Source organism: Nitratireductor aquibiodomus, assembly GCF_900105565.1.
GTDB classification, from domain to species: Bacteria; Pseudomonadota; Alphaproteobacteria; order Rhizobiales; family Rhizobiaceae; genus Nitratireductor; species Nitratireductor aquibiodomus.
In genome coordinates this window covers 3060223-3082320 of sequence record NZ_FNSL01000001.1, presented here as the reverse complement: position 1 = coordinate 3082320, position 22098 = coordinate 3060223, and the positions used below count along the sequence as shown (strand labels likewise).

20 protein-coding genes are annotated in these 22098 nt (G+C 62.0%); 17 read left to right on the top strand and 3 right to left on the bottom strand.

The window, feature by feature from the left end; translation table 11 throughout:
- The first annotated feature begins 53 nt into the window (after positions 1–53).
- The 17 genes from BLW55_RS14665 (at position 54) to BLW55_RS14585 (ending at position 18908) form a co-directional block, all read left to right on the top strand.
- Complete coding sequence (locus tag BLW55_RS14665; RefSeq protein ID WP_090329285.1) at positions 54–923, top strand: alpha/beta hydrolase; 870 nt, start codon at positions 54–56, stop codon at positions 921–923.
- The gene (locus BLW55_RS14660; protein WP_025029901.1) at positions 923–2035 is read left to right on the top strand and encodes a C45 family autoproteolytic acyltransferase/hydrolase; all 1113 of its coding nucleotides are present in this window, start codon (positions 923–925) and stop codon (positions 2033–2035) included. Before BLW55_RS14665 ends, BLW55_RS14660 begins: the two co-directional genes overlap by 1 nt.
- Before the next feature lie 37 nt (positions 2036–2072).
- Positions 2073–3629, top strand: a complete 1557-nt coding sequence (locus tag BLW55_RS14655; RefSeq protein WP_090329284.1) for an ABC transporter substrate-binding protein — start codon at positions 2073–2075, stop codon at positions 3627–3629.
- A 21-nt stretch (positions 3630–3650) separates the two neighbouring features.
- On the top strand, positions 3651–4598 hold the full coding sequence (locus tag BLW55_RS14650; protein ID WP_025029903.1) for an ABC transporter permease: 948 nt from the start codon (positions 3651–3653) through the stop codon (positions 4596–4598).
- On the top strand, positions 4595–5437 hold the full coding sequence (locus tag BLW55_RS14645; RefSeq protein WP_090329283.1) for an ABC transporter permease: 843 nt from the start codon (positions 4595–4597) through the stop codon (positions 5435–5437). The genes BLW55_RS14650 and BLW55_RS14645 overlap by 4 nt, the downstream gene beginning before the upstream one ends.
- A 1-nt stretch (position 5438) precedes the next feature.
- On the top strand, positions 5439–7217 hold the full coding sequence (locus BLW55_RS14640; protein ID WP_090329282.1) for a dipeptide ABC transporter ATP-binding protein: 1779 nt from the start codon (positions 5439–5441) through the stop codon (positions 7215–7217).
- Positions 7214–7849, top strand: a complete 636-nt coding sequence (locus BLW55_RS14635) for an FMN-binding negative transcriptional regulator (RefSeq protein WP_157776502.1) — start codon at positions 7214–7216, stop codon at positions 7847–7849. The genes BLW55_RS14640 and BLW55_RS14635 overlap by 4 nt, the downstream gene beginning before the upstream one ends.
- Before the next feature lie 458 nt (positions 7850–8307).
- Positions 8308–9072, top strand: coding sequence for a DeoR/GlpR family DNA-binding transcription regulator (locus BLW55_RS14630; protein ID WP_177175087.1), 765 nt, complete (start codon positions 8308–8310; stop codon positions 9070–9072).
- 34 nt (positions 9073–9106) lie between these two features.
- The gene (locus BLW55_RS14625; protein WP_090329280.1) at positions 9107–9916 is read left to right on the top strand and encodes a BtpA/SgcQ family protein; all 810 of its coding nucleotides are present in this window, start codon (positions 9107–9109) and stop codon (positions 9914–9916) included.
- A gap of 25 nt (positions 9917–9941) precedes the next feature.
- A complete protein-coding gene (locus tag BLW55_RS14620) occupies positions 9942–10925 on the top strand; it encodes an ABC transporter permease (protein WP_090329279.1) in 984 nt (327 codons plus the stop codon).
- Positions 10922–12022 carry a M42 family metallopeptidase gene (locus BLW55_RS14615; protein WP_007007613.1) on the top strand — a complete coding sequence of 367 codons (1101 nt, stop codon included), beginning with the start codon at positions 10922–10924 and terminating at the stop codon, positions 12020–12022. Before BLW55_RS14620 ends, BLW55_RS14615 begins: the two co-directional genes overlap by 4 nt.
- Positions 12022–13536, top strand: coding sequence for an FGGY-family carbohydrate kinase (locus tag BLW55_RS14610; RefSeq protein WP_090329278.1), 1515 nt, complete (start codon positions 12022–12024; stop codon positions 13534–13536). Before BLW55_RS14615 ends, BLW55_RS14610 begins: the two co-directional genes overlap by 1 nt.
- A gap of 63 nt (positions 13537–13599) precedes the next feature.
- Complete coding sequence (locus BLW55_RS14605) at positions 13600–14592, top strand: autoinducer 2 ABC transporter substrate-binding protein (protein ID WP_007007614.1); 993 nt, start codon at positions 13600–13602, stop codon at positions 14590–14592.
- A gap of 152 nt (positions 14593–14744) precedes the next feature.
- On the top strand, positions 14745–16259 hold the full coding sequence (locus BLW55_RS14600; RefSeq protein WP_090329277.1) for a sugar ABC transporter ATP-binding protein: 1515 nt from the start codon (positions 14745–14747) through the stop codon (positions 16257–16259).
- A complete protein-coding gene (locus BLW55_RS14595; RefSeq protein WP_244509081.1) occupies positions 16256–17272 on the top strand; it encodes an ABC transporter permease in 1017 nt (338 codons plus the stop codon). Before BLW55_RS14600 ends, BLW55_RS14595 begins: the two co-directional genes overlap by 4 nt.
- 36 nt (positions 17273–17308) lie before the next feature.
- Positions 17309–18304, top strand: coding sequence for a dihydroxyacetone kinase subunit DhaK (locus tag BLW55_RS14590; protein ID WP_090329276.1), 996 nt, complete (start codon positions 17309–17311; stop codon positions 18302–18304).
- Between the two features lie 10 nt (positions 18305–18314).
- Positions 18315–18908 (top strand): dihydroxyacetone kinase subunit L, encoded by a 594-nt coding sequence (locus BLW55_RS14585; protein WP_090329275.1) that lies wholly within the window; start codon positions 18315–18317, stop codon positions 18906–18908.
- Between the two features lie 241 nt (positions 18909–19149).
- On the opposite strand, the gene BLW55_RS14580 is transcribed toward BLW55_RS14585, so the two are convergent.
- Genes BLW55_RS14580 through BLW55_RS14570 form a run of 3 tightly spaced genes read right to left on the bottom strand, consistent with a single transcriptional unit; the run spans position 19150 to position 22012 of the window.
- Positions 19150–20226: an ABC transporter ATP-binding protein gene (locus BLW55_RS14580; RefSeq protein ID WP_025029912.1), complete on the bottom strand. Its 1077-nt coding sequence runs from the start codon at positions 20224–20226 to the stop codon at positions 19150–19152.
- Between the two features lie 12 nt (positions 20227–20238).
- On the bottom strand, positions 20239–21072 hold the full coding sequence (locus tag BLW55_RS14575) for a carbohydrate ABC transporter permease (protein ID WP_090329274.1): 834 nt from the start codon (positions 21070–21072) through the stop codon (positions 20239–20241).
- Positions 21073–21076: 4 nt separating this feature from the next.
- Positions 21077–22012, bottom strand: coding sequence for a carbohydrate ABC transporter permease (locus BLW55_RS14570; protein WP_007007620.1), 936 nt, complete (start codon positions 22010–22012; stop codon positions 21077–21079).
- Positions 22013–22098 lie beyond the last annotated feature (86 nt).

Genomic DNA, 22098 nt, shown 5'->3' with positions numbered 1-22098 from the left:
CAAAAAATCCCGCGGTTAACGTCCCCTACGAATGAGTTCAGGAGGCTTTCCACATGCTGCCACGCGTGCAGGACAGTCCGCAGGAGCGGGCCCGCGCATTGTATTTGACCGGTGAGACGACGATCATCGCCTGCCGGCAGGATCCGCGGTTTTCGTTCATGCTCTACGTTCCTGAAAGTGCCTGGAGCGAGCCGGAGCGCACGCTTGACCTGCTGGTCTCCGTGCATGGGACCATGCGGCTGCAGTCGCTCTATCGCGGTGCGTTCTCCGGCTTCGGCCGTTTCAACAACTGCGTGGTTCTTGCGCCGCTGTTTCCCGTTGGCGTGCGGGGCGACATGGAAGCCGGCGGCTACAAATACATGATCGAGGGCGACATTCGCTATGATGAGGTTCTGCTGGCCATGGTCGAGCAAGCGGGCGAACTCATCAATCGCAGGTTCGAGAAATTCATGCTCTTCGGCTTTTCCGGCGGAGGGCACTTCACGCATCGCTTCCTTTATCTGCATCCCGAGCGGCTCAAGGCCGTCTCGATTGGCGCCCCTGGATCGGTGACGCTGCTCGATGAAACGATGGACTGGTGGCCGGGTATTCGCAATTTCGGGGAGGTGTTCGGGCGCGGCATCGACTTCACGGCCCTGAAAGATGTCAGGGTGCACATGTCGGTCGGGGCGCTGGATACCGAGGAATGGGAAATCACCTTTCCCGAGAATTCACCCAAATTCATTCCCGGTGCGAACAGCGCAGGCCGCAACCGCAACCACCGCCTGCACGCCCTGCGCGAAAGCCTGGAGGCGCGCGGCGTGGATGTCTGGCATGACACCGTGCCCGGTGTCACACACGATATGATGGGCGTTTTTCCCTATGTCGAGAGCTTTTTCACCGGCGTGTTGCGGGATCGACTGCCCGCTCCGGGAGCGCGCTGATGGTGGCCGCTCCCAAGCTCGTCGAGATCGAAGGGCCGGCCTTCGAACGTGGCCTTTCCTACGGGCGGCAGGCCGATGTGCAACTGCGTCACGGGCTCGCCGTCTATCAGGATTTGTTCCGGCAGCACGAACTCGGCTGGGACAGTGTGCTCGGCTATTCCGCACGCTTGCGCGAGGCGCTGGCAGTTCAGGTTCCAGACGCGGTTGAGGAACTGCGCGGCATTGCCGAGGGCGCGGGGGTAAAGCTTGAGGAAGTTCTGGTCATCAATGGCCGGAGCGAAATCATCAACCTTCATGCGCAGGCCCCCAAGGACACCGCTTCGCTCGATGACGGATGCACGGCTGCCGTCGTGCTCCCCGGTCTCTCCGAAAACGGCCGCCTTCTGCACGTTCAGAACTGGGACTGGCTGCCGGAATGCGCCGAAAGCACGGTTGTTTTGAAGATCCGCTCAGACCGGCACCCGGACATTCTGACCTATGTCGAAGCCGGAGGCCTCGCGCGCGCCGGGTTCAACGATCAGGGCGTGGCCATAACAGGAAACAATCTGGTCAGTGCGCAGGATGGAACCCGCCCTTATGGGATTCCCCTCTCCGTCATCCGGCGGCGTGTTCTGGAGGCAGGCGGCTATTCCCAGGCCCTGACCGAGCTTTATCGCCTGCCGCGCACGGTTTCCAACAACATGACGATCAGTTGCGCTCGCAGCGGCGACTGTCTGAACTTCGAAACCACTCCGGACGAAATTTACTGGCAGGCGCCGGACGGAGCGTGTCTGACTCACTCCAATCATTTCGTCACGCCTCAGGCGCGGATACGGGAGCGCGACAGGGGCATTGCCCGTGGTGCCGACACGCTTTTCCGGGACAGGCGCCTGCGCCAGCTCATCGAGAAAGATGGGCACAGGCACGACCTCGACAGCCTGAGCCGCGCGCTTGACGACCGCTTCGGTTCGCCGCGCGGCATCATCCGCACGCCGGAGGGCAATGAAGGCGAGACCAACGCCTATCTCTCCGCCACCGTGGCGATGATCCTGATGGACGCCGGCGCCGGGGAAATGCGTGTGCGCCAGTTGCCCTACACGTCCGACGAAACGGTGCGCTATCAGCTCCACTGACAATAAAAATCATAATGAAAACAAGAGGGAACAGCATATGAGACAGCGAACGACAAACTTCCGTTCAATTGCGCTTGCCGCAGCAGTCGGCCTCGGCGGCGTCGCGCCGGCCATGGCCGACAGCATGGTGAGGACATCGCTCAATGCCGACATTCGCGGCACCAATCCGGGTGTGACGCGCGACGGCAACACCGATGAAGTGCACGGTCACATGATCGAAGGGCTCGTAACCTATGCGAGCGATTTCAGCATCATCCCCATGCTGGCCGAGAGCTATGAGATTTCCGAGGACGGACGCACCTACACATTCAAGCTCCGCAAGGGCGTGAAGTTTCACAATGGCGAAGAAATGACCGCCAGCGATGTGGAATGGTCCTGGAACCGGCTCGCAGGAGAGGCTTCCGAATCCCACTGCAAGAACTTCTTCAATGGCGAGAACAACATCAAGGTGACGTCCGCCAAGGCACAGGGCGACGACACTTTCGTCATCACGCTTGCCGAACCCTATGCGGTGTTTCTGGCGACAATGGCACGTTTCGACTGCGGTTCGATGGCGGTGCTACATCCCGATTCCGTCAACGCCGACGGCAGCTGGAACAAACCGATCGGCACCGGCCCCTACATGATGGGAGACCACGCTCCGGGGCGCTATGTCGAGCTGAATCGCTTCGAGGACTATTCCAGCCGCGACGGGGCGCCCGATGGCTATGGCGGCGGCAAGAACCCTACGGTCGACGTGCTGCGCTGGGAGATTGTGGGCGAAGGCGCGGTGTCGAAGACGGCGCTGCTCGCCGGGGATCTCGATCTGGTCGATATTGACGCCATGACTGCGGCCGAGCTCAAGGACCAGCCGAACTTCAGCGTTGACGCTGCGGAGTCGGCCGTCTGGGACACCTATCTCCTCAACTCCGACGACCCGGTCCTTTCGGATGTCCGCATCCGCCGCGCCATGGCGCATGCGATCGACCCGCAGCGCATCATGGCGGCCATCACCGAGGGTTTCGGCAAGGCGTCGCCATCGCCGGTGCCGCCGATGTCGGCCAACTACACCGACGTGCAGGCGAAGTATCTGACCTATGACGTGGAGAAAGCCAAGGCACTGCTCGAAGAAGCCGGTTACAACGGAGAAGAGATCACCATCCTCGCAACCCGCCGCAACGGCGCCTATTACGAACGGGCCCTGATGGCGCAGGCGATGATGATGGATGCGGGCATCAATGCCAGGCTCGAAGTGGTCGAATGGGGCAGTCAGCTCGAAGCCTATCGCAACGGCTCCGGCTACCAGATGCAGAGCTTCACCTTCTCGCCGCGCCTGCACGCCGGGCTAAGCTTCGAGATGTTCACCGGAGACGCCGACCGCAAGGCATGGAAGAACCCGGATGCAGTGGCGATGATGAACGAATCCCTGCGGACGGGCGATCCAGAAGAACTGCAGGCGATCATCGACAGACTGCACGAAGCCTTCATTGAGGAAGTTCCGGCGATCGGCCTTGGGCACCGCACCCTTTTCACCGGCATGTCGAGCAAGATCGACGGGTTTGAAAACTGGGGCGCTGGGCTGCTGCGCGGCTGGATGCTCAAGGTGAAAGACTGACGGCAGGCCAGGGAGGCGACCATGCCCATCTTCGTGCTCAAGCGCGTGCTGATGTCCATCCCCACTTTCGTGATCGTGGCGGTGATCATCTTCGCGCTGGTGCGGGCGCTGCCCGGAGACCCGGCATTGATGATGCTGGGCGGCAATATCGACGACGAGGCGACGCTGGAGCAGATGCGCAGCCAGTTGGGGCTCGACCAGCCAATGCCGGTGCAGTTCATTGTCTGGCTGCGCGAGGTTTTCTCCGGCAATCTGGGAACCTCCATCATGACCGGGCAGGAGGTGGGCAGCCTCCTGTGGCAGCGCTTCGGTGTGACGGCGACGGTCGTGCTCCTGGCTATGGGATCGGCACTTCTGGTGTCGATCCCCGCCGGGCTTCTGGCTGCGCACCGCCATAACAGCCGCACGGACTACGCCATCGTCTTCCTGACCATCCTCAAACTCTCGATGCCGAGCTTCTGGGTCGGGCTGATGCTTCTTGTCCTCTTCGGGGCGATACTGGGCTGGCTACCGACCGTCGGCTTCGTTTCGATCAGCGACGATCTGGGCCGGGGCATGCTCTATCTCATTCTGCCGGTCACATCGCTGGCCCTTTCGGAGATAGCGGTTCTTACCCGCATGATGCGGGCTGGAAGCCTCGAGATCATGGGTCGGGATTACATCACGCATGCCCGCGCCAAGGGCTTGCCGGAGCGCAAGGTCCTGTGGCGCCATGTCTTTCCGAACGCTTTCGCGCCAACCCTCACAATGGTGGGCGTGATGCTTGCGGGACTGCTGGCCGGCGCAGCGGTGACTGAGACGGTGTTCACGCTGCCCGGCCTCGGCAAGCTTCTGGTCGATTCCATCTATGCCCGTGACTATCCGGTGCTGCAGGGCGCACTTCTGTTCATCGCCGCGGTCTATGTGCTGACCAATCTCCTTGTCGACATAGCCTATTCCTTCTTCGACCCAAGGGTGCGTCTTTCATGAGTTTCGCGAACCGTATTCTGGGCAAGGCCAACGGACTGGCCGGCGTCATTCTCGTCAGCCTCGTTCTGGGTGTGGCAGTGCTGGGCAGCGTCTATACGCCCCATGACCCGCTCAAATCCGACCTGTTGAACCGCTTCGCCGGAAGCTCCCTGTCGCATCCGCTGGGCACCGACATGTTCGGCCGGGATATTCTGTCGCGCCTCATGCGTGGCGCGTGGGTTTCCGTTTCGATCGGTCTTTCCACCCTACTGATCCCGGTGGTTCTGGGAACACTGCTCGGTGCGGCGGCGGGCTATTTTCGCGGTTGGTTCGACCGGGTGCTGATCGTCGTTCTGGATGCGCTGATGGCCTTTCCGGGGTTGCTTATCGCGCTTGGGCTGATGGCGATCATCGGCCCGAACCGCTACGGCGTCATCCTCGCGCTTTCCGTGGCCTACCTGCCCGCCGTTACGCGCGTGGTGCGCGGCTCCGTGCTCTCCGTGAGCCAGTCGGAATTCGTCGAGGCCTCGACGACCATGGGAAACTCGCGCTTCTATACGCTTCTGGTGCATGTGCTCCCCAACTGCATTGCACCGCTCATCGTGCTGACCACGATGATGTTTGGCTGGGTGCTTCTGGCAGAAAGCGCCCTGAGCTTCCTTGGCCTTGGCGTGCCGCCACCGGAGCCCAGCTGGGGCAATATTCTCGCGGAAGCAAAGGCGCATCTGATGCGCTACCCGATGCTGGGGCTTTTGCCGGGGCTCTGCATCTCGGTTGCGCTCCTTGGCGTGAATTTCCTCGGCGACGCCCTGCGCGATGAGCTGGATCCGAAGTCCACCACCTCGAAGGAGGTTATCTGACATGGCAGAAAGCACAGAACACACGCCCGTTCTTTCAGTCGATGATCTGGAAATCTCCTTCGGCGCGCGGCCGGTGGTGAAGGGCGTAAGCTTTCAACTCGCCCCCGGAGAGATCATGGCGCTGGTCGGCGAGAGCGGCAGTGGCAAGAGCATGCTCGGGCGGGCGATCATGGGGCTTTTGCCGGGCGGGGGAGCGGTCACCCGAGGGCGCATTCTGTTCCAGCAGCATGAAGTGACAGCTCCGAAATCTCTGGAAGAGCTGCGGTTGATGCGTGGCAGGCAGGTCGGGCTGATTTTTCAGGAGCCCCTCTCCTCGCTCAATCCGAGCATGCGGATCGGTGAGCAGATGTATGAGGCGATGCGAGAGCATACGGACCTGACCGAGGCGCATATCCGCGAACGCGCACTGGAGATGCTGCGGCAGGTGAAGCTGCGAAACCCGGAAGCGCTTCTGAAGCGCTATCCGCACGAGTTCTCCGGCGGAATGCGGCAGCGGATCATGATCGCCTCGGTGATGATGCTGAAACCGGCGCTGCTGATCGCCGATGAGCCGACCACGGCGCTTGATGCCGTGGTGCAGAAGGAGGTTCTCGACATCATGGCCGAGGTCGCCCGCGCCAATGGCACGGCGGTCATACTGATCTCGCACGATCTGGCGGTCGTGGCGGCCTATGCGGCACGGATTGCGGTCATGGAAAAGGGCATCCTTGTCGAGGCGGGCACCACGCAATCCGTGCTCGCGCGCCCTGAGCACGACTATACCCGCAGACTTCTTGCCGCCACGCAGCTTGGGAAGCCCAGTCCGGTCAAAGGTGAGGAAGGTCCTCCCCTGCTTGCCGTCGAGGGGTTGCGGGTGGAGTTCCGGGAAAAGCGCTTCTTCGGTCTTATGGCAGACACCACGACCCATGCGGTTCGCGATGTGTCCCTGACGGTGCAACCCGGCGAGTTCGTAGGGCTCGTGGGCGAGAGCGGCAGCGGGAAAAGCACCATAGGCCGCGCAGTCGGCAAGCTGGTCTCCAAGGCCGGGGGCCGGGTTGTCTTTGATGGTCAGGATATGGATGACTGCCCGCCGGCGCTTGAACGCCGGCTTCGCCGCCGCATCCGCTTCGTGTTTCAGGATCCCTACTCCTCACTCAATCCGCGCATGCGGATCGGGCGCATCGTGCGCGAGGGCCTGCGACAGGACAAGACCATGTCCGAAGCGGCCAAACGCGCAAAAGCCGAAGAGATGCTGGAGGCGGTGGGGCTGCCGCGTGAAATGGCGCAGCGCTTTCCACACGCCCTCTCCGGTGGCCAACGCCAGCGTGTCGCCATCGCCCGGGCCCTTATCAGCAAGCCTGACCTCGTCATCGCGGACGAACCCGTCTCGGCGCTCGACGTCACGATCCAGGCTCAGATACTGGCGCTCTTCAAACAGCTGCAGAGCGAGTTCGGCTTCGCCTGCCTTTTCATCAGCCACGACCTCCATATCGTCGAGCAGCTTTGCGCGCGCCTCTATGTGCTCAACAAGGGGCGCATCATGGAACAGGCCGAAACCGGTGCGCTCTTCGATCTGCCGCGCCACCCCTATACACGGCAGCTGCTGTCGGCTTCACCACGGCTGGAACGGGCGCAGGACGGGGTGCGGCTGGCATCAAGCGACGACATTTGCGGTGCCGCGATGGACAAGCTCCCCTATTACGACGCGGCTGGCGCCGAGGCCCCGTATCATCTCACCGAGGCAGCCCCCGGACACTACGTTGCACTGCGTGGTGCGGTGGCCCAGAAGGAATGGCAATGACAGGGAAAATCCAGCGGCCCTACGTACCGCCTCTCTATCGAGCGAGTGACGCGGAGACACGGAACCTTGTGCGCGCGTATCCGCTCGCAACGATCATGACCTCCCGCCGCGGCACGATGGAAGCGACACAGACACCGCTTTTCTTCGAAAGCGACGCAGACGATTGCAGCACCGTTATCGGCCATATCGCGCGGATCAACCCACAGGCCGAAGACGTCATGGAACCTGGGCCGATGCTGGCGGTGTTCAACGGCCCGTCAGCCTATGTATCACCAGAGTGGTATGTGGAAGACGAGGACGTGCCCACCTGGATCTATCAGGCGGTGCATCTGCGCGGGGAAATAGAGCCGGTGAGCGGTGCGGATATGCGCTCCCTGATGGAAGACATCGTTCGCCTGTCCGAGCGCCGCATCGGCGGCACTTGGCGGCTCGACAGGATTTCTGAAGCGGACATCGCCCGCATGATGCCGAGAATCGTGGGCTTCCGCGTTCACATTGAAGCGCTGACCGGAATTTCCAAAATGGAGCAGACACGGTCGTTGAAGAATCGCGACGGTGTGGCCGGAGCACTGGAGCACGGCCGAGAGATCGGGCGCGACGTCCTGGCTGGATTGCTGTCAAAGTCCGTCTGAAGACCTTTTCGACCTCCCAGAACTGACAAAGCGGTTGACCATAAGTCCAACCTGGGGAGTGCTGTACACCCCAGGTAGATGGGCCAGTCGCGCACGGGCTTTGGCTGGCGGCACGAATCAGTCCTGCACCGGCCGCGCTCATCGCCTCCTATCTGACGACCGCGCGGTCCTTAAGACGCAAGGCGAAGCCAATAATTGCGTCTCGGCTGGCAACGGGCGACGGTGAAAGAGCGAACGCAATTGCATCAATAGCTGCCCAAGCTCCCTGTTGAAGCGGTTGGTCAAGGCCTGAGCGGAAACCGCAGTAAGGAAAACCCAAGCAATGCCGGAAACCCGGCGCTGGCGACAACAGGCGTCAGGCTTTCATGCAGGTCGCAGCCACGATCGGCTTCAGTGAATGTTCTTTAGCTATTGACTCTTTCAATACGATCATTAACGATCAAAGAAAGAGAGGCAGTATGCACCACCGGTTTCCGCAAAAGCGACAGCAGCAGATGATTGACGTCATCATCGAGCGCAAGCGCGTGAGCAATGCGGACCTATCCGCCATTCTGGACATCTCCCTCCCCACCGTGCGCCGCGATCTTGCCGTGCTCGAACAGGCGGGCGTGGTGACGCGAACCCATGGCGGCGTTGTCGCGCGCGGTGTTGGTGAGGATGCTACCGAGCCGCTTTTTTTGGAGAAGGTCCGACAGAACCAGAATCTCAAGCAACGCATCGGTCAGGCCGCTGCCGCAAAGGTTCTTGACGGCCAGGTGGTGCTTCTCGATTCCGGCACCACCGCGCTCGCAACCGCACACGCGCTTGCAGGAAGGCGTGTCACGATCGTTGCGATCGATCTCAAGGTGGCGGAGGCAGCCTCGGTGGGGGCAACAGAGGTGCACATTGTCGGCGGTCGGGTGAGAAATGGCTATTTCAGCCTTGTCGGCAATTGGGCCAAGGAGGCGCTTTCCAGCATCAGGGCAGACATCTGTTTCCTTGCCGCAGACGCAGTCGACCATGACGGCATCACCACCGCCACATTCGAAGAAGCCGAAACCAAGCAGATGGCCATTCAACGCGCGAAGCGCATTGTCGTGATCACGGATCACGGCAAGTTCGGCAAACGCGCCTTTGCGCAAGTTTGCGGGCTCGATGCCATCGACGAATTGATTACCGACAGAGGCGGCGCGGATCTCGTCGCATCCTATCGACCACTGATACCGGCCATCACCCTCGTCTGAGGGGATGGCCCAAACAAAGAAAGAAAGGCACGGAATGTCAAAGTTCAAGCAGCTCTTCGGCGACAAGAAACCCATCATCTCGATGGTGCATCTTCTGCCGATGCCCGGCTCGCCGCTCTATGATGCGGATGCGGGCATTGACGGCATTGTCGCCGCAGCGCGCAAGGATCTCACCGCCCTGCAGGAAGCCGATGTCGACGCGGTGATGTTCGGCAATGAGAACGACCGCCCCTATGAGCTGAAGGTCGATATCGCCTCCACCGCCGCCATGGCCTATGTGATCGGCCAGCTGCGCAACGAGATCAAGAAGCCTTTCGGCGTGAACGTTCTGTGGGATCCGATGAGCACCGTCGCGCTTGCAACGGCAACCGGCGCTTCCTTCGTCCGCGAAATTTTCACTGGCACCTATGCCTCCGACATGGGCCCGTGGACGCCGAATGCCGGCGAGGCGCTGCGCTACCGCAACCGCCTTGGCCGCGACGATCTGGTGATGCTCTACAACGTCTCTGCCGAATTCGCCGATTCCATGGACAAGCGCCCGCTGGCCGATCGCGCCCGCTCTGCCGTCTTCTCCTCCATTCCCGATGCCGTGCTCGTTTCTGGCGCCATCACCGGCGAGGCCGCCGAGATGACCGATCTCAAATCAGTCAAGGAAAAGGTCACCGACACACCGGTTCTGGCCAATACGGGCGTTCGCCACAACACCGTGGCCGACATTCTCAAGATCGCCGATGGCTGCATCGTGGGCTCGTCGCTCAAGGTCGACGGCAACACCTGGAACCCGGTCGATCCAGAGCGGGCCAAGGAGTTCATGCAGATCGTAAAAGCCGCCCGCGGCGGCTAACCATCGGGACCTGGGGAGGAAGACCATGGACGCAAGACAGGACACCACAGGCTCACACTTACGAAGCCTTGGTATTTTGACGGCGCTGATTTTCGTTGCGCTCGCAATCGCCAGCCCGACATTCCTGTCATCGTCAAATCTGCAGTCCATGGGCTTCCAGTTCCCCGAGTTCGGGCTTCTGTCGCTGGCAGTCCTGCCGACGATGATTTCCGGCGGCATCGACCTTTCGGTGGTCGCCATCGCCAATCTGGCCTCCATCGTGGCCGCAGTGACCATGAAAGCCGGACCGGAAGTGGCATGGCTCGCCATCCCTGCCGGTCTCGCTGTGGGGCTCGTCTGCGGCGCGTTCAACGGCTTTCTCATCGCCTATCTGCGGCTGCCACCCATCCTCGCGACGCTCGGCAGCATGCAGCTCTTCGCCGGCATCGGCATCATAATCACGCGCGGCCCGGCCATCACCGGTCTTCCCGACTGGTACACGGCGTTCGGCAACTGGACGATCGGCGGCGTGCTCCCGCTTCCGCTCGTGCTGTTTGCGCTCGTTGCATCGGGCCTCGCCTTTCTTCTGCGCCGCACGCCGGTGGGCATGCGCCTGCGCCTGTTCGGCGCAAACCCGGTCGCCGCCGATTTCGCCGGTGTGCCCGGCAGGAAGCTGATCATCCAGATCTACGCAATCGCCGGCTTTATCGCCGCACTTGCCGGTCTGGTGGTTCTGGCACGCGTCAACTCGGCCAATGCGGACTATGGCAGCTCCTATCTGCTGCTCGTCATCCTCATCAACATTCTTGCCGGCGTCAGCCCGGCCGGCGGCTTCGGCACCGTCACCGGCGTGGCCCTGGCCGTGATCTGCCTGCAGTTCATCTCCAGCGGGCTAAACATCCTCTCCTTCAGCGCCTTCTCCCGCGACCTCTTCTTCGGCGGCCTGCTCATTGCGGTCATGTCCTATCGCGCGGCTTTCGGTTCCTTCGATGTGAAGGCGTTCTTCAAACGAAAGGCTCACCAATCATGAAAGAGCGTCTCCGCTCCCTGCTCAAAACCCTGATGCTGACACCGGGCCTGTCCGGACATGAAGACCGTGTGCGCCGCCGCATCGAGAAAGAGCTTGCCGATCTGCCGCTTGTCCTTCGCACGGATCGCCTGGGCAACCTGATCGCCACGCTGGAAGGTGACGAAGGTGCGCCCTCCGTCATGCTCTTCGCCCACACCGACCAGCTTGGCTTCATGGTGCGCAAGATCGAGGACAATGGTCTGGTGCGCATTGAGCGGCTGGGCGGCATCCCGGAGAAGGCCCTGCCCGCGCAGGCCGTTCTGTTCTGCGTCGGCGAGGGCCGCGATGTGCAGGGCGTCATTGCCAACAAGAGCCATCACGCCACGCCGCCGGAAGAGAAATACAAGGTCACGCCCTATCAGGAAGTGTTCATCGATGTGGGCGCGGAAGACGCGGCGGGCGTCAAGGCGCTGGGCATCGAGATCGGCACGCCGGTGGTCTATGACCCGCGTGTCATTGAACTCAATGAAAACCGCCTGATCGGCACCTCGGTCGATGACCGCGCCGGCTGTGCGGTCATCGTCGAGGTCGCCCGCGCACTCGCCGCAGAAGGCCCGCGCCCCACGGTGCATTTCGTCTTCGCCGTGCTTGAGGAGTTCAACCTTCAGGGGGCGATGGTCGCGGCCCGCGCGATCAACCCCGACATTGCCATCCAGCTCGATCTGGCGCTCAACGCCGATACGCCCGACATGACCCAGCGCGGCGAAGTCGCGCTCGGCAATGGCCCTGCAATGAGCCTCTATTCGTTCCACGGGCGCGGCACGCTGAACGGCACCATTCCGCACCCGGCCCTGCCGAAGCTCTTCTCCGACACGGCTTCAGCCGAGGGGATCAATCTGCAGCGCACGGCACACACCGGTGCACTGACGGATTCCTCTTATGTGCAGCTCGTCAATGAGGGCGTCGCCTGTATCGATATGTGCTTCCCCTGCCGCTACACGCACACTTCGCTTGAAATGTGCGACCTGCGCGACCTGGAAGCCCTCACGAAACTGCTGATCGCCGCGATCCGCCGGGTCGACGCCGATTTCAGCCTGAACCGGGATGACTACACCTGATGGATTGCTATCTCGGCATCGACATCGGAACCTTTGAGACAAAGGGCGTTCTGGCCGATGGTCAGGGACGCATTCTGGCCACGGCGAAGCGCCGACACGACATGATCGTGCCGCAGCCCGGCTGGGCCGAACATGACGCCGAGAAAGACTGGTGGGGCGAATTCTGCGCCATCAGCAGGGAACTGATCGCCTCCACCGGCATCGCCCCCGGCGATATCAAGGCGGTGGCGGCAAGCGGCATCGGCCCCTGCATGCTGCCTGTCGATGAAGACGGCAATCCGCTGATGAACGCCGTGCTCTACGGCGTCGACACCCGCGCTGCCGAGGAGATTGAGGAACTGACCGCCGAGATCGGCGAGGAGACGCTGCTTGCCGAATGCGGCAACGCCCTCACCTCCCAGTCGGTCGGCCCCAAGATCCTGTGGCTGAAGAAGAACCGGCCCGAGCTTTATGCCCGCACCCACAAGGTGATGAACTCCTCATCCTTCCTGGTGCACCGGCTGACGGGGCGCTTCGTCATCGATCACTACTCCGCGTCTTCCTCAAGCCCGCTCTACGACATCCACACCAACCGGTGGACCGATCGCTACGCCGACCGCATCATCGCGCCGGAGCGTCTGCCGGAGCTTCTCTGGAGCACCGAGATTGCCGGTCATGTTACGGAACAGGCGGCGAAGGAAACCGGACTTGCGCCGGGCACGCCTGTAACGGCCGGCACCATCGATGCGGCTTCGGAGGCCGTCAGCGTCGGGGTTCTGGGAACCGGCGAAATGATGATGATGTATGGCTCGACCATGTTCATCATTCTGGTGACCGATCACCGCGTAGAAGATGGGCGGCTGTGGTATGCGCCATGGCTTTTCGAGGGACAGCACGCCTGCATGTCCGGCACCTCCACCAGCGGCACGCTCACCCGCTGGTTTCAGGAACAGTTCGCCCGCGAGCTGGATGCCGAGTCGGCGCTGCGACTGCTCGCCGAAGAGGCGCAGGGCGCGCCGGTTGGCGCAAACGGCATCGTGGTCCTGCCCTATTTCTCCGGCGAACGCACGCCGATCCACGATCCGCACGCGCGCGGCATCATTTTCGGCCTCGACCTCACCCACACACGGGCAGACATCTATCGCGGTTTCCTCGAGGGCATCGCCTATGGCGTGACTTCGGTGATCGAAACCTATGAGGGCGCCGGCGCATCGATCAAGCGCATCGCCGCGGTCGGTGGCGGCACCAAGAACGCCGTCTGGTCGCAGGCCATCTCGGATGCGAGCGGCAAGACACAGGACGTGGCCGCCAACACGGTCGGCGCAGCCTTCGGCAACGCGTTTCTCGCAGCCGTCGCTGTAGGAGCGGCCGGTCGCGAAGACATCCGGCGCTGGAACCCTGTGGAGCGGAGCATCGCGCCGCAGGAGGAGAACCGCGCCGTCTATGACGCGCGCTATCGCACATTCAAGGAATTGTACGCCCGCAACAGCGATCTGATGAAGGGAGCTCAACAGCGGACGTCCGATGAAGCCTGACTGGCGGCCATCCTGGCCGGCGGGGCGCATGAGAAGTGTATCAAGAGGAGGAAAAACATGGCTATGAATTTGAGGAAACTGACCGCCGGCGTGGCGCTTGGCGCCGCGCTGATCGTCGGGGCCGGCGCCGTTACGCACGCGCAGGATGCCAAGCACTCCATCGTGACGGTGGTGAAGCTCTCGGGCATTGCCTGGTTCAACCGCATGGAAGAGGGCGTGAATGAATACGCCGCGGAAACCGGCCACGATGCAACGCAGGTTGGACCGGCTTCCGCCGACGCGGCGCTGCAGGTGCAGATGATCGAAGACCTGATCGCCAAGAAGGTCGACGCCATCACCGTCGTGCCGAACTCGCCCGAGGCTCTGGAGCCCGTTCTCGGCAAGGCGCTCGACGCCGGCATCAAGGTCATCGGCCACGAGGCGTCCAGCCTCCAGAACATCACCTATGACGTGGAAGCCTTCGACAATGCGGCCTATGGCCGTCATCTGATGGAAGCGCTCGCACAGGCCATGGGCGGCGAAGGCGAATATGCCGTGTTCGTCGGCCATCTGACCGCCAAGACCCACAATGAGTGGGTCGACGCCGCCATCGAGTACCAGAAAGAAAAATACCCGAACATGACGCTTGTCACCGACAAGCTGGAGAGCAACGAGCAGCAGCAGACCGCCTACCAGAAGACCAAGGAGCTTCTGCGCACCTATCCGAACCTGAAGGGCATTCAGGGCTCGGCTGGTGAAGATGTCGTGGGTGCGGCTCTGGCCGTTGAAGAAGCCGGTCTCGACGGCAAGGTCAAGATCGTCGGCACCAGCCTCGTTTCGGTTGCCGGCCCCTATCTGGAGACCGGCGCCATCGAGATGATCTCCTTCTGGGATCCCGCCAAGGCCGGCATCGCCATGAACAAGGTCGCCTCCATGGCCATCGCAGGTGAAGAGGTTACCGACGGCATGGACCTCGGCGTCGAGGGCTACAACGCCATCAAGCTCGACGGCAAGGTGCTCTACGGCCAGGCCTGGGTCGATGTCACCACGGACAACATGAGCGAATACGACTTCTGATCGTAGCGTGTTGACATGACCGGAAACGAGAGACGCATGGAGCCCGCCTGCGGTCCTGCCATCAGGACCGGCAGTCGTCTGCGCGCCTCTCGATCCAACCGCCGCCGGGCCCTATCCGCCCGGCGGCTTTGCCTGAACAACAGAGATTTCCCATGAACGACGAAGCGAGAGGAAGCACGCCCATCCTGCAGATGCGGGACATCCGCAAGGCCTACGGGCCGGTGCGCGTGCTGGAGGACGTCAATCTCGAACTGAGCACCGGCGAGGTGCGCTGTCTGGCCGGCGAGAACGGCTCAGGCAAATCGACACTGATCAAGATCCTGTCAGGCGTGGTGAGCGCAGACGCAGGCCAGGTTTCGCTGAACGGCCGCCAGTTGGACAACGACCCGATGGGCGCCATCACCGCCGGCCTGTCGGTCATCTATCAGGACTTTTCGCTGTTCCCCAATCTGAGCGTCTGGGAAAATATCGGCTTTCTCACATCGGTCACTTCCGCGGACGTGCTGCACAAACGCAGCGCGCGCCGCAGACTGGCCATCGACACGCTGAAGCGCATGCAGGTGGAGATCGACCCCGACGCTCCGGTTGAACTTCTCCCCGTCGCATCCAAACAGCTCGTCGCCATTGCCCGGGCGCTCGCCAACAGGGCGCGCATCATCGTCATGGATGAGCCGACCACCGCGCTGACGCGCAGCGAGGTCGCCCATCTTCTCGAGATCGTCAGCGCACTGAAGAAGGAAGGCGTTTCATTCCTGTTCGTCAGCCACAAGATCGAAGAGGTCTTCGCCGTCTGCGACACAGTCACCGTGCTGCGCGATGGCTCCGTGGTGGTAGAAGGCCCCATCGGCGAGTTCGATACCGAGCGCCTCGTCGAGGCCATGACCGGCCGTTCCGTGGACAGCCAGCGACTGCCGCGTGAGGAAAGCCAGGTCCAGCGCCCGTTCCTCGCCGCCAGCGGCCTCGGTCGACGCGGCAATTTTGTCGATGTGGATCTGGAGCTGCGCCCGGGCGAGATCGTCTCCGTGGTCGGCCTTCTCGGCTCCGGCCGAACCGAACTCGCCCAGACCCTGTTCGGCTACATGAAGCCGGATGCCGGGCGCATCGAGATCGATGGCGAGACCGTCACCTTCAAAAGCCAGCACGACGCCATCGAGCGGGGCATCGCCTATGTGCCGGAAGACCGGCTGACGGAAGGTCTCTTCCTCAACCAGCCGATCCGCGACAACATCACCGTCTCCAGCCTTGAGAAGTCGACCCATTTCGGCATCGTCAGCGCCGCAAGCCTGTTGCAGCGGGCACGCGACGCGGTGAAGAACCTACGGATCAAGACGCCTGACGTCACGCCCGCAGTGGCAACACTTTCGGGCGGCAACCAGCAGCGCGTCGTGCTGGCGCGCTGGATGGAGATCGATCCCCGGCTTCTCATCCTCAACGGCCCGACGGTCGGCGTCGATGTGGGGTCCAAACGCGAGATCCACGAACTGCTCGTTTCACTGAGCCGCAACGGCACGGCGGTCATGGTCGTTACTGACGACATTCCCGAGGCGCTCGCGCTCTCCGACCGCATTCTGGTGATGGTGCGCGGGCGCATCACCGCAGGTTTTGACGCTGCAACGGTGGACGAAGACACACTCTACAACGAAGTCATCAGGGAGGACCGGACATGAACGCGCTTGCCCGCATCTTTGCAACCCCGCAGGGCATCGTGTTCCTCGTCGCGGTGCTTTTCGCAGTCGTTCTAGGCCTCATCAACCCGGCCTTTTTCACAACCGCCACGCTGATCGATCTTGCTCGCAACGGTCTGGTGACCGGCATTTTTGCGCTTGGTGTGATGATGGTTCTCGCCTCCGGCGGTATCGATGTCTCGCACACCGCCATCGGCGCCTTTGCCATGTATGCGACCATGAAGATCGTGCTGGGCATCGATCTCGACCTGCCGATCATCGCCTATTTCGTCATCGCCGCCGCCATTGGCGCGGGGCTGGGGCTCATCAACGGCCTGCTCATCGGCGGGCTGGGCCTCAACACGCTGATCGTTACGCTCGGCACGCTCTCCTTCTTCCGCGGTGCGCTGCTCACCTTCCTTGGCACCACCTACATCACCTCGGTGCCGCGCGAAGTGATCAACTTCTCCCGCACCATCCTCATCCGCATCGAGAACGCGGTTGGTCAGATGGTGTCGCTTCCCGCCTCCTTCCTCGTGCTCGTGGCGGTCACCATCGCGCTCGCCATCATCATGAACTTCACTCTGTTCGGGCGGAAGGTCTACGCAATCGGCGGCTCGGAAGAAGCAGCCCAGCGCATTGGCATCCGCATCAAGCGGGTCAAAGTGCTGATCTATGTGATCGCCGGCGCGATTGCCGGTCTTGCCGGCATGACCCATGTGACGCTCTCGCGCATGGCCAATCCGTTCGATCTCGTCGGCATGGAGCTTAACGTCATTGCCGCCGTGGTTCTGGGCGGGGCGCGCATCACCGGCGGGCACGGAACCGTGCTCGGCACGCTTCTCGGCGTGTTCGTGATCACCATGATCAACACCACGCTGCTGATGGCCGGCGTTCCGTCCTACTGGCAGAAATTCGTCATCGGCTGTCTGATCATCGTGGGCACCGGCCTGCCGATCGTCTTCGACCGTCTCGCAAAACACCGCCAGCGCATGGCGCGCCCGCTGGAAGCCTGAACGCCGGCTTGAACGCAACCCCTGGGAGGACAAGGTATGAAAAAGATCCTGAACAACCCCGCGGACTATGTCGATGAAATGCTCGAAGGCATGGTCGCAGCCCATCCCGAAACCTATGCGCAGCCGGTGCGCCGCGTGATTGCGCGGGCAGCGGGCACAAAAAAGGGCAAGGTCGGCATCGTGACGGGCGGCGGCTCCGGCCATCTCCCGATCTTCACCGGCTATGTGGGCACCGGCCTGCTCGATGCCTGCGCCATTGGCGACGTGTTCGCCAGCCCCTCCGCCGAGCAGATGGCGGAAGCCATCCGGCTGGCCGATGGCGGCGCGGGCGTGTTGCGCCTCTATGGCAATTACGGCGGCGATGTCATGAATTTCGACATGGCCGGCGAAATGGCCGAGATGGAACACGACATCCGCACCACCACCGTGCTTCTGACCGATGATGTGGTTTCGGCCCCGAAGGAAGAGGCCGAGAAGCGGCGCGGCGTGGCCGGCATGGTCTATGCCTTCAAGATCGCGGGCGCTGCCGCCGAGCGTGGCGACGATCTGGATGAAGTCACCCGCATCGCCCAGAAAACCGCCGATGCCTGCCGTTCCATCGGCATGGCGCTGACGCCCTGCACCATCCCGCAGGCAGGCAAGCCGACCTTCGAGATCGGCGAGACGGAAATGGAAATGGGCATGGGCATCCATGGTGAGCCCGGCATCTGGCGCGACGCGATCAAGCCAGCCGACGAGATTGCAGAAGAAATGCTGGAGCGCCTCATGGCCGACCAGCCTCTGGCAAAGGGCGACCGCATTTCCATTCTCGTGAACTCGCTTGGCGCAACACCCGCCGAAGAGCTCTACATTCTCTATCGCCATGCAAGAAAGAAGCTTGATGCGCTCGGTGTCGAGATTGTGATGCCGCTGGTTGGCCGCTACGCGACCTCCATGGAGATGACGGGCGCGACCATCACGGTCATCAAGCTGGACGAAGAGCTTGAAAGCCTGCTCAAGGCCCCGGCAGAATGCGCCTTCTGGCGCGTATAGGGAGAGGACGATGATTTCGAGCAAAACACTGTCCGCAGCCCTCGCGCGCATCGCGTCTCACACCGAAGCAGCGAGTGAAGAGCTTTGCAGCGCCGATGGTGCGCTTGGAGATGGAGATCTTGGGATCACTGTCTCCAAGGGATTTGCGGAAGCCGCCGCCACCGACCTGCCCGAGGATATCGGTATGGCTCTGCTTGCGATCGCCAAGGCATTCCAGCGTGCATCTTCTTCCTCCTACGGGACACTGCTCGCGACCGGCTTCATGGCGGCGGCAAAAATGGAGAAGGGCAAGACAAAAATCGATCCTGCAGGCATTCCCGGCCTCGTCGCTGCCGCCCGCGATGCCATGATGGCGCGGGGCAAGGGACATCTCGGCGACAAAACGGTGCTCGACAGTCTTGACGCTGTAGCCAATGCCCTGGATCACGCTCCCCTTGAAGAGATGATCAATGTGGCGATTGCCGCTGCGGCGGAAACAGCGGAGCAATATAGAGGCAAACCCAACAAGCTCGGGCGGGCTCGAATGTTCGGTGAGCGAAGCATCGGCCTGCTCGATCCCGGTCAACTGGCGTTTCTGCGCATCGTCGAGGCTTTGCGCGCATAACTCTAAAAACGCAAATTCCCTTCCAGCAGTTGGTGTGCGGGTGCCCCTTCACGCCACGGGCTCTGATCAGGGGGCTCCGATCAGGCGGATTGAGAAACCTGCCCGTCGCGCGGCCGCCTTCACGCATACTGTAGTGGAGATCGAGAGGCCGCCGCTCCAGTATACCCTATGCGCTGTTGCGATCGTTGGCATGATCCCCCGCCGGGCTTCAATGGCGGAAACGGTCCGGCCCAACCACGGTCTATGAAGTAACCCTGTCGCCTTCACCATCAAAGAGATGAAGATGCCCGGGCGGAAATGAGACCTTTACCGCCGGCCCCGCGTTCAAATGCGTGCGGTCGACAGTGAACACCTTGAACGGCAATCCATGATGCGTGAGATGCAGGATCGTGCCGAAACCGGTCGGCTCGATCAGTTCCACGCCGGCATCCACACCTGTTCCGTCTGCATCGGAAAGTTCCACGTGCTCGGGACGAATTCCCACCGTAACCGGCTCATCGGCCGCAAGCGTATATTTCTGCGGGAGTGCGATCAGCGTGCCATCCCCCAGGCGCACCGACGCCCCGTTCTCGCCCGGAACATAATGCGCAGAAAGAAAATTCATCCCCGGCGAACCGATGAACCCGGCCACGAAGAGGTTTGCAGGCCGGTCATAAAGGTCGAGCGGGCTGCCCACCTGCTGCACCACCCCGCCATGCATGGCGACGATGCGGTCGGCCAGTGTCATGGCCTCGATCTGGTCGTGGGTGACATAGATGGACGTTGCGCCAAGGTCGCCATGCAGTTTCTTGATCTCCGCGCGCATCTGTTCGCGCAGTCGCGCATCGAGATTGGACAGGGGCTCGTCGAACAGAAACGCCTTGGGCTGGCGAACGATCGCCCGCCCCATGGCGACACGCTGACGCTGACCGCCCGAAAGTGCTTTGGGGCGCCGCTCCAGCAGCGGGTCGAGCCCCAGTTTCGACGCCGCTGCCGACACGGCAGACTGGATGCGCTCGCGCGGCGTTTTGCGTAGCCGGAGGCTATAGCTCATGTTTTCCGCCACGCTCATATGCGGATAGAGCGCATAGGACTGGAACACCATAGCAATGTCGCGATCCTTGGGCGCCAGGTCGTTGACCCGCTTGCCCGCGATCGCGATATCGCCGCCGGTTACCTCCTCCAGCCCGGCAATCATGCGCAGCAGCGTGGATTTTCCGCATCCCGAAGGTCCGACAAGAACGATGAATTCACCATCCCTGATGTTCAGGTCGACGCCATGCAGAACCTGCACGGCGCCATAGGATTTGCGGATATCCTGAATGTCGATGGAAGCCATGACGTTTCCTTTTCAACCTTTGACCGCGCCGGCGGTGAGCCCCTGCACCAGATACCGCTGAATGAGGAAGAAGAAGACGCAGGCCGGTATGAGCGCCAGCACGCCCGCGGCCATCATCTGCCCGAAATCGACCGAGAACTTCGATACGAACGAAAGAAGCCCGACAGGGAACGTCGCCGCATCATTGCCGGAGATCAGCATCAGCGCGAACAGAAGCTCGCTCCAGGCGGCGGTGAAGACGAAGCCGATGGTCGCGGCGATGCCCGGCAGTGTCAGCGGCAGGATGATCTGCCGGAATGCCGTAAACTGTGTTGCCCCGTCGATCTTGGCAGCCTCCTCCAGATCTTTCGGGATCCCGTCGAAGAAGGACTGCATGAGAAAGGTGGCAAAGGGCACGTTGAAGGCCGAATAGACGATCACCAGTCCGGTCAGACTGTTGGTCAGACCCAGCGGCGAGAGCATCTTGAAGATCGGCGCCACGAGCATCACCAGCGGAAACATCTGTGTGAGCAGCATCAGGGCGACGATCCAGTATTTTGCCCTGAAGGCGAAGCGCGAGAGCGCATAGCCGGAAAGCGAGGCGAGGACCGTCACCACGATCGCGGTGGAGCCGGCCACGATCAGGCTGTTGCGGAAAAAGATCGGGAAATCGCTGTGCGCGACGACGAAGCGAAAATGATCGAAGCTGACCCTGGAGGGCCACATGCGCACGCCCTCCGAATAGAGAAGGTCGTTGGGCGTCAGCGACACCTTCAGGAGCCAGAACAGCGGAAAGAGCGCAAAGACGATATAGGCCAGAATGGCGAGCCGGTGCGCGACGGTGAGAACCATGGATTTTGCCGTCATGCCGTCAGTCCCTGTTCAACATGGTCTGCCGCAGCAGCACGATCAGCATCGAATAGACGAGCAGCAACACCAGAAGCACCATCGAGATCGCCGATGCATAGCCGAAGTCGAGCCGCTTGAAGGCCTGTGTGAAAATGTAGCTCGCCACGATCTGCGTGCGGTCGGCCGGTCCGCCATTGGTCATGACAATGATCAGATCGGCGAAATTGGATATCCAGACCGTCCTCAGAAGCACGGTGATGGCAATCGTCGGCGCGAGGAAAGGCAGCGTGATCGAGCGGAAACGCTGGAAAGGCCCCGCCCCGTCAATGGCCGCGGCTTCATAAAGGTCGCGCGGAATTGCCTGAAGCGCCGCAAGCAGCGTAATCGCAAAAAACGGAATGCCCCACCACACATTGGCGACAATGGGGCCCCACATGGCCAGTTGCGGATCGGAAAGAATGTTGCCTGGCTCATCCAGAAGCCCGAGCGCAAAGAGCCAGTGCGGCAGCGGCCCGATCACGGGATTGAAGAGCCAGGCCCAGTTGAGACCGGTCAGGAAGGTGGGCACCGCCCAGGGCAGAAACACCAGCGCCTGCGCGATGCCCCGGCCGCGAAACGGCTTGTCCAGAAGCAGCGCCAGGATCAGGCCGAAAAAGAACTGCAGAAAGACCGACGCGCCGGTCCACCACAGCGTGTTGCGCAGGGCACGGTAGAACGCCTGATCCTGCGAAAGCGCGCGAAAATGGTCGAGGCCGATGAAGCCGCCTGAAAACGGGTTGAGAATCTGTACGTCGCGAAACGCATAGGATAGGCCCAGCGCCAGCGGCACCAGCATCACAGTGGCAATCAGAACAAGCGACGGGGCGCTGTAGAGATAGGGCTCGCAGGCACCCGCCAGCCGCTGCAGGAGTGGGCGCTTTGGCTGAACTCTCATATCCGTCGAACTGGTGTGGGTCATCGGCAGGTTCCGGCTGAACGGGTCGCTGTCACACCCTCGCGCCGGGGCGCGAGGGTGCCGGTGAAGACGACCGGGCATGGGGAGAA